The following is an 8689-nucleotide window of genomic DNA, read 5'->3' as shown; positions in this document are numbered from 1 at the left end:
GTCCCCCAATTTGTTGTATGTTCTAACGAGGCCAGATGGGACGTAAGCAACAAAAAATAGAATGTAGGCAAGTGTTACCACATAGACGAAGAAGAAAATTTGCTTGTTGAGTATTGCCAACAGAAGTGCTGCTAAAGAAATATAAAATATGCTATGTGACAGAACCACTCTCTCCTTGAGAATAAAGAAAGTCGCTCCGGAGAAAAACATAAAAAATAACCTAAAGAATTGGGCACCACTTTTTGTGATGCCTAGATGATTAAGAATAACGAAAAGCCCTGCCAATAATGCGCCAGAGACTATAGTAATTTTGAATGTTTTTAATCGAAATTTTGGTATTACTCGTAAAGGTATCCAAATTAATGACAGTAGGGCGTACATCTTCAACTCATAGGGCATAGTCCATAGCGAACCATTGACAGTATTTTTGTAGGGGTTTCTCTCAAAAACACCAGTCAGCTCGTTTTCAATGCCACTGAATACGGTTAGGCATTTCATGAAGTACCTATATATTTGGGGATCTGTTAAGTAGGAAGTCCAGGAAATTGTTGTAAAAAACAGGCCGATCCCGAAAACTGATAACAGCAACATTACAAAAAGCGCCGGAAATATTCTTAAAAATCTGGCATATACGAATTCAATTGTGCATTGCCTTGTCAAAAGACTGGCGGTAACGAGAAAGCCACTGGTTAAAAAAAATATGTCAACAGCAATTGAGCCAATAGTCATGCCTAGCACATTGGCAAATGGTTCGGCATCCCCCGTGCCAATCGCCAATGCGAAACTATGAGTAATCAGCACCGCATATGCAGAGGCTATTCTGATTAAATTAAAATTATTGTCTCGTCCCTGGGTGAAATCAGCGAGCTTCATTGATGGTTGTCCTGTGCTAACACGCTCCGCATAAGCCGCGTCGCCAATGTTCTTGCTCCGTCAGCGCCGACTTTATAATGAAGTTGTTGTAGCTTGATGGTGTCGTCGGTCCGCATCTTTTCTGCGTTCGTCTAGCCCGTTAAGGAATTGGTCTTTGACCTCATGTAATCGGCGGTCTTCTATTGGAACTCTTCGGTCATGCAGGCCATATTTGGGATATTTCTTGAATTCATGCAGGGTGTTGGAAAGAGTTCGTCGGAGAAATTCAAGCCGCCATAAGATCTGCGATTGATTTCTAACCGAATTGGAATATTTTTTCGATATTTTTAAGATTCCGTAATGATGGTCTTTGCAATTTAATGGGAAGCGTATGTACAGCCTGTGCTTGGAATACAGTTCTTCTTTAACGTCATCGTCGTTCAACGAATGCCACACGTAATCGTTAAATTTTTTGAACTTGGCATCTTTCCCACCAAGTTGCATTTCGATGTAATCAAGCCCTAGATGTTGTGCCGAGGCGACAATTCGTTCCCAGAAGGCGTCCATGTTTTCAGCTTCTGAGATCCCTAACTGGTAGGCAAGAAATACTCGGCGGTCTCTGTTTATTCCTATTACATTGGTCAGATCATTAATCCACATCAGGAAACTTTTTAGCCCTAAAAAATCCAGATAGCCGAGTTTGCGGACGAAGATTACGACCAGGATCCCGAGTATGCCAAGGAAAATGGCAGAGTATCGATCTCGAACATTTACTGTCAGTAAGGCCAAGCCGCCGAGACAGATGGTGATTGCATAAAGGATAGCTACTGTCCGCTTGTGGGAGAATCCTTTCCTCATTAATCGGTGATGAAAATGATCCTTGTCCGGTTGAAATAACTCCTGACCAAAAATAAATCTCCTGGTGGTGGCCCACACAGTATCCAAGAGAGGTACTCCCATGGCGATGATAGGAATTAAAAAGGTAACGGCGGTATGACTTTTGATCGAACCGGCGATACTAAGTGAGGCCAGCATGTAGCCGATGAAGTAGCTGCCGGAATCGCCCATGAAAATGGACGCAGGGTTGAAATTGAACACCAAGAAACCGAGCAGGCTTCCGGAAAGGCAGGCCAGGGCGATGGCAACTAGGAGAAGTTCATGACTTATAGCAACGGCAAGTAGCACGATGCAGATAAAGAAGCTGACGCCGGCGGCCAATCCGTCCAAGCCGTCAATCAGGTTGATAGCATTGATGACGAGGAGCATCCATAATATAGTCACTGGTAGTTCTAACCAGCCGAAGTAAACAGGGCCTAGCAATGGCAGGCCAATTAATCTGATTTTAATGCCACCGAGAAAGGCGAATATCGCAATGCCGGTCTGGACTGCGAATTTAACTTTTGGTCCAAGTTGCTTTATATCATCATATAAACCAAGTAAAAGCGACAGGATTCCGCCGGCGAATAGGTAGATAATTTCATTATTATCCAGCAGTTGAGTTTTGAAATTTTCAAAAAAAAGGGCTGTAAATAGTGACAGGCTAAAAGCCAGGAAGATGGCAATCCCACCAATTCTTGGGATGGCGATATTGTGGACCTTACGAGCAGACGGTTTATCCAGCAGATCGAATCTTTCTGCTAATGCGGCTACGCGTGGGGTCACAACCAATGCAAATATAAAGGATAATATCGAAAGTGACATCACAGGAACAATCATACGTTATTTGCCTGGGGTGAAAATTGCCATCTAAGTTGTACCTGTGAAGGATGTTTAATATGTTAGTTAGATAATAATCATGGGTACTGTTAGTTTAGTGGTAGGATCTGATAAAAATGTTGATACCACATGTGTGGTTGTGCGTCAATTGTATATTTTGTTTAGAAAGGATTGGAGTTTGGGAAAATAATTACTGATAATTTAATGAATGTAATATGTTGATGATCAATTCATTCTTTGAATAAAGTGCTACTCTGTGGCGGTTGGTGCTGGCGGTAATATTCATTATAACACTGATCCTGATCCGAAGATTTCGTTCTATCTCGAGTGAGGAGTATCGGAGGATTGGGATAATGAAACTTGAAGCGTCTCGAACGGCATGTCGATTTTGTTTTCTCTGAGGGTGAGGAAAATCTTTTCCCGCAGTTCATGTTTCATGGCAATGTGTTTCTGCTCTTCCACTATCCATACCCGTAGTTCGAGCGCTACATTGTAATCGTTCAGCGCTGTGACGACCACAACAGGTGCCGGGTCAGTAAGGTATTGGGTGTTGTTTTTGACGATATCCAGCAGTAATCGACGGACATGGCCGAGATTTTCGCCGGTACCGACCGTGATAGCAATATCAAGGCGGAGATGAGGGAAGTTCGTATAGAAGGCAACCGTTGTATTGATGATGACGGTATTTGGAATGGCGAGCATTTTCCCGTCGGTGGTCACAATCCGGGTGGAGCGCATGGTGACATCTGCCACACGACCATATTGACCGTTGATTTCCACTAGATCTCCGATAACAAAGGGACGATCCCAGAAAATGAAGAGCGCCGAGATGACATTTGAGAGTGCGTCCTTGGCGGCAAAACCGATGGTCAAGCCAGCGACACCGAGACTGCCGAGGATGGAGGCCATGTTGAAGCCGAGTTGGCCGAGAATGGTGAGTAACCCGGTAATAACGACTATTGATTTTATGATTGCCTGGGCGAATCGCTGGGCAGTCTCGTCAAGTTTCAGTCGTCCAAGAGTTGCAGTTAGGGTTTTGCTGATGATTCGCCAGAGTATGTAAAAGACCACCGCACTGATACATGCCGCTGTCAGGTTGGGGAGAAGATTCTCTGCCAATGAGGTGAGCAGGTTTTCCAATAAAAAATGGGAATAAATTTTAGCGATGATCTTTTCCATGGTGGTGGCTGAGGTTGAGCAGGTGGTTAACTGGAGGTAATCGTTCACCAGAAGCACTTAACGTGCGGGTTTCACCGGACTGTAAACGTTTACCGGGTGCCCCGGATGCACGAAAGCGGTCTGCGAAGTGTGCTGGTTGCAGATGAACAGACCGCTGATAAAGCAGATGGGTGCCCGGTAAACGTTTACGAAAAAACTATGAGGAGAGTGTGTAGTGGTCAGCTGATTGAAGAAACTACCTTGCTGATCTGGGCGGTGAGAAATATAAGATCGTCATCTGACATGATGTACGGCGGCATGGTGTAGATCAGACGGCCAAAAGGGCGAAGCCATATGCCTTGGGAGATGAATCGGGGTTGAAGGTCGGCGAGATTGATTTCATTTTTCATTTCAACTACCCCAATGGCACCCATAACTCGGACGTCGGCGACTTCCTTCAACTCTCGACAAGGCTCGAGACCGTGCCGTAATCCAAGTTCGATGCGTTTGATATTAGCGTGCCAATCATTAGTCAATAGCAGTTTGATACTGGCGTCTGCTACTGCGCAGGCAAGAGGGTTGGCCATGAAGGTTGGGCCATGCATGAAGATGCCCCTATCACGGCCAATGGCATCACTCACCCGTTCTGTGGTCAATGTGGCGGCAAAACTCAAATACCCTCCGGTGATGGCCTTGCCCAGGCACATGATGTCCGGGGCTATGTCGGCATGTTCGCAAGCGAAAAGTCGGCCGGTGCGTCCAAATCCGGTGGCAATTTCGTCGGCGATGAGCAGCACATCGTATGAATCACATAGAGTGCGGACTTGTCGCAGAAATTCCGGGGCGTAAAAACGCATGCCGCCAGCTCCCTGAACAATCGGTTCAAGAATGACAGCGGCGATAGTGTGGTGATGGGTCGTAAGCAACTGCTGGAAACTGGAAAGATCGGATTCTTGCCAAGTGTCATCGGTACGACTTATGGGGGCTTCGGCAAAGAGGTGCTGGGACAGGATCCCGGCAAAACGATGATGCATGCCGGTCGCCGGATCGCAGACCGCCATGGCGCCGATGGTGTCACCATGGTAGCCGTGCCGGATGGTCAACAGTCGAGTTTTTTCCGGGTGGTGGAGTGAACTCCAGTATTGGATTGCCATCTTGATGGCGACTTCTACCGCCACTGAACCGCTGTCGCAGAAAAAGACCTTGTCCAGGGTAGGGGGGGTAATACGAATCAGCTGTCTGGCTAGATCAATGGCCGGTGGATGGGTGAGGCCGCCAAACATCACATGCGACATCTTTGCAGCTTGTTTACTGATGGCTTGGTTTAGGACGGGATGATTATATCCGTGGATGGCGCACCACCAGGACGACATGCCATCAATGAGATCTCGGCCATCGGCAAGGCGAAGGCGAACTCCGTTAGCACTCACCACCTGGTAAACTGGGAGTGGGTTGGTGGGGGAAGTGTAGGGGTGCCAGATGTGACGCCGATCAAAGCTCAGCGCATCGGACTCAGTCATGGAACATTACGAATTGCTTGGTGTTTTTCAAGCGATGAGGTTCAAGCAAAGTGCACTTTGCAGAATCGTCGTTTGCCTACCTTGATCAGGATTTCGGAGGTAGCGGGGACGTTTTGTTCATCATTAGCAACTTTTTCGCCGTCAATGGAAACGGCCTGCTGTTTGATCATTCTCCTGGCCTCGCCAGTACCGGAAACCAGACCTGCTTCGACCAGAAGCTTGGGGATCCAAATCGGCTCTCCGGCGGGAAGGGTCATCTCCGCAAGGTCATCCGGCAAGCCATGTTTTTGAAAAACCCGTTCGAAATTTGCTGCCGCCCTGGTGGCTTCTTCTTGGTCATGATAGCGGGCAGTCAATTCCAGTGCCAGCCGCATTTTGACTTCCTTGGGGTGGATATTTCCTTGTTCCATTGTCATGCGAAGGGCCTGAATTTCTGACAAAGGCAGATCGCTCAGCAGTTCATAATAGCGAAACATCAACGTGTCGGAGATGGATAGAATCTTACCGTAAATATCGTCGGCAGAGTCGGTGATACCGATATAATTTCCCAGCGATTTGCTCATCTTGTTGACCCCGTCGAGGCCTTCAAGCAAGGGCATGGTCATGACTACCTGGGGCGCTTGCCCTGCGCTTCGCTGTAACTCCCTTCCCATCAGCAGGTTGAACAGCTGATCGGTGCCGCCGAGTTCGACATCGGCTTTAAGGGCAACGGAATCGTAGCCTTGGATCAGCGGATAGAGAAATTCATGGATACTGATCGGCTGCTGGTTGTCGAACCGCTTACGGAAATCATCGCGTTCCAGCATCCGGGCAACGGTCAGTTGGGAGGCTAGGCGAATAAAATCATACGAAGACAAGGTGCTCAGCCAGGCGCTGTTGAAAACGATTTCAGTCTTGGCTGGATCGAGGATCTTAAAGATCTGGGTTTTGTAGGTCTCGGCGTTGCGGGTAACGTCGTCTTGGGTCAAAGGTTTTCTGGTCTCGGATTTACCTGTGGGGTCACCGATCATACCTGTGAAATCACCGATCAGAAACACCACCTTGTGACCCAGGTCTTGGAAATGTTTGAGTTTCTGAATTAGAACTGTATGTCCAAGATGAAGATCGGGCGCCGTGGGATCAAAACCGGCTTTGATCTTCAATGGTGTCTTGGTTTCAATGGAGTATTTGAGCTTTTTCTCCAGATCCTCTCTGGAGATCAAATCAACAGCGCCACGTTGAATAAGATTAATCTGTTCTTCGACTGATTTCACTAATACTATCCTTAAAAAAAGCTGAGAGGTTCAAAAAACTATTTTGCGTACTCGACCGAACGGGTCTCGCGAATGACTGTAACTCTGATTTGTCCGGGGTAGGTCAGGGTCTCTTCGATCTTTTTGGCGATGTCTTTACCGAGCATGGAGGTTTCGACATCCTTGACCTGGGAACTATCGACAATCACTCGTACTTCGCGTCCAGCCTGGATAGCAAAGGATTTCTCCACTCCCTTGAAACTGTTTGCCAGTTGTTCCAAATCCTCCAGACGTTTTACATAGGATTCAAGCATCTCACGGCGGGCGCCAGGTCGGGCGCTGGATAATGAGTCAGCAGCCTGGACAAGGATATCAAGGACGCTTTCGGCTTCGATGTCTTCGTGGTGGGCAGCGATGGCATGCACTACTTCCGGAGCTTCACCATATTTGCGGGCTATGTCTCGACCAATAATGGCGTGTGAGCCCTCGATTTCGTGATCGACTGCTTTCCCGATATCATGGAGCAGACCAGCACGCTTCGCCTGCTTGACATCTAGACCAAGCTCAGCGGCCATGATTCCGCATAGAAAGGCAACTTCCAGGGAGTGAACAAGCACACTCTGGCCGTAGCTGGTCCGGTATTTAAGCCGACCAAGCAGCATGATGATCTCATGGTTTACTCCATGGACCCCGACATCAAAGGTGGCCTGTTCGCCAGCTTCACGAAGGGTTATGTCCAGTTCCTTGGTAACTTTATCAACCACTTCTTCTATCCGTGCCGGATGGATGCGGCCATCAGCGATCAGGCGTTCCATGGACTGACGGGCAACTTCACGACGCACAGGATTGAAGCCGGAAAGGATCACTGCCTCTGGGGTGTCGTCGATGATGATGTCGATGCCGGTCGCGGCTTCAATAGCTCTGATATTTCGGCCTTCACGACCGATGATTCTGCCTTTCATCTCTTCGTTTGGCAGCGGCACGATGGAGACGGTTTTTTCCGCCACATATTCCCCGGCATAGCGTGAAATGGCTAATGCCAGGATGTTTTTGGCTTTTCGGTCGGCGTTAATCTTCATCTCATTTTCGATACGGACCACCTCTTTGGCAGCCTCCATTCGGGCCTCGCTTTCAATGCTCTCCACCAGTCGGCGTTGGGCCTCCTCGCGAGTGATGCCTGCAATGTTTTCGAGTTTTGTCCGTTGTTCGTCGATAAGTTTTTCGACTTCACCCTGCTGTTTGGCAAGGAGGGTTTCCTGCTGAGTAAAGGACTTTTCCTTTTGTAGGAAATCCACCTCGCGTTTATCAAGAATGTCAATTTTGCGTTCAATCTGCTCAAGCTTTTGTGAATAGCGTTTTTCTTCTTTCTTGAGTTCCAGGCCGCGGTTCTTGATCTCTTCCTCAGCTTCCAGTTTGGCCTGGTAGTTTTCTTCTTTGATGTTAAGAAGAGCCTCTTGCTTTATTCGATCGGCCTCGGTTAAGGCATCATTGACTAATTTTCGGGCCTGGGACGCTGCATTATCCGTGTTCGATTCAGCAAGGCGTTTCTGGAGAATGACGCCAACTGCCACTCCAATGATAACAGCCGCTGAGCTGATTCCTATTGTTAGAATATCCACAATGTGTTCCTTTTTTAGTGACGTTCGGCGTCGTGGTTTGGAAGGGCTTACACATACGTCAGGGGGAAGTGTGCCAGTAAGCCGTGTTGTCTGCGCAACAGTATCTTGTGAAAACAAGATGTTGTTTCAACGACGCGCGATCGCGTTGTATTTTAATAGAGTGATGGCACCCATGGTCCTGAAAGAAAGGATGGATGCGGCAACTGTCATGGCTGGCGCGGAATGTCGCCGGCGCATGTGCTAACTACATGAAAATACGTAAGGTTAATTGGCCTGAAAGGAGAAGGGAGTGAGAATAGACGAGTTGTTAAATCATTCAACAACTAGTTTTCGGACGTGTGACGTGGATGAGTGAGCGCGAGGTGATGGTGAAATAATGTTAGTATATATCATCACATATATAAGCTGGTGCTCAAAAAAACAGGTATACATATTGTGCTTATGATTGTATCAACTAACCAGAAATACACAATTTTATTCTCATCAAAGTGCCAAACGCTCCCACAGCTTCCAGAGCAACTTCCTTATGTTAACCGTATTGTATCAGTCCTGAACAACGAAAAATTATGGCTGATAGAATTCGGATTGATTG

Annotated in this window: 6 protein-coding genes; all 6 read right to left on the bottom strand. The window is 47.4% G+C overall.

The annotated features are described in order from the left end of the window. On the bottom strand, positions 1-873 hold an 873-nt coding region (locus FP815_02405), incomplete at its 3' end, for an acyltransferase (protein MBA3013785.1). Between the two features lie 72 nt (positions 874-945). Beyond that, positions 946-2568 carry an undecaprenyl/decaprenyl-phosphate alpha-N-acetylglucosaminyl 1-phosphate transferase gene (locus tag FP815_02400; protein MBA3013784.1) on the bottom strand — a complete coding sequence of 541 codons (1623 nt, stop codon included), beginning with the start codon at positions 2566-2568 and terminating at the stop codon, positions 946-948. A gap of 318 nt (positions 2569-2886) precedes the next feature. Continuing rightward, positions 2887-3747 (bottom strand): mechanosensitive ion channel family protein, encoded by an 861-nt coding sequence (locus tag FP815_02395; GenBank protein ID MBA3013783.1) that lies wholly within the window; start codon positions 3745-3747, stop codon positions 2887-2889. Between the two features lie 218 nt (positions 3748-3965). Next, the gene (gene bioA / locus FP815_02390; GenBank protein ID MBA3013782.1) at positions 3966-5246 is read right to left on the bottom strand and encodes an adenosylmethionine--8-amino-7-oxononanoate transaminase; all 1281 of its coding nucleotides are present in this window, start codon (positions 5244-5246) and stop codon (positions 3966-3968) included. A gap of 41 nt (positions 5247-5287) precedes the next feature. Further along, positions 5288-6499, bottom strand: coding sequence for a tyrosine--tRNA ligase (locus FP815_02385; protein MBA3013781.1), 1212 nt, complete (start codon positions 6497-6499; stop codon positions 5288-5290). A gap of 38 nt (positions 6500-6537) precedes the next feature. Beyond that, the gene (gene rny, locus FP815_02380) at positions 6538-8100 is read right to left on the bottom strand and encodes a ribonuclease Y (GenBank protein ID MBA3013780.1); all 1563 of its coding nucleotides are present in this window, start codon (positions 8098-8100) and stop codon (positions 6538-6540) included. Positions 8101-8689: the final 589 nt, after the last annotated feature.

This window comes from Desulfobulbaceae bacterium (assembly GCA_013792005.1).
Classification (GTDB): domain Bacteria; phylum Desulfobacterota; class Desulfobulbia; order Desulfobulbales; family VMSU01; genus VMSU01.
Note: the sequence above shows the minus strand (reverse complement) of the source record. Positions and strands in the feature narration are given on the sequence as shown.

Coding starts and splice junctions, on each gene's coding strand:
- bioA (MBA3013782.1), bottom strand. CDS start 5,246: ATGACTGAGTCCGATGCGCTGAGCTTTGATCGGCGTCACATCTGGCAC.
- FP815_02395 (MBA3013783.1), bottom strand. CDS start 3,747: ATGGAAAAGATCATCGCTAAAATTTATTCCCATTTTTTATTGGAAAAC.
- FP815_02400 (MBA3013784.1), bottom strand. CDS start 2,568: ATGATTGTTCCTGTGATGTCACTTTCGATATTATCCTTTATATTTGCA.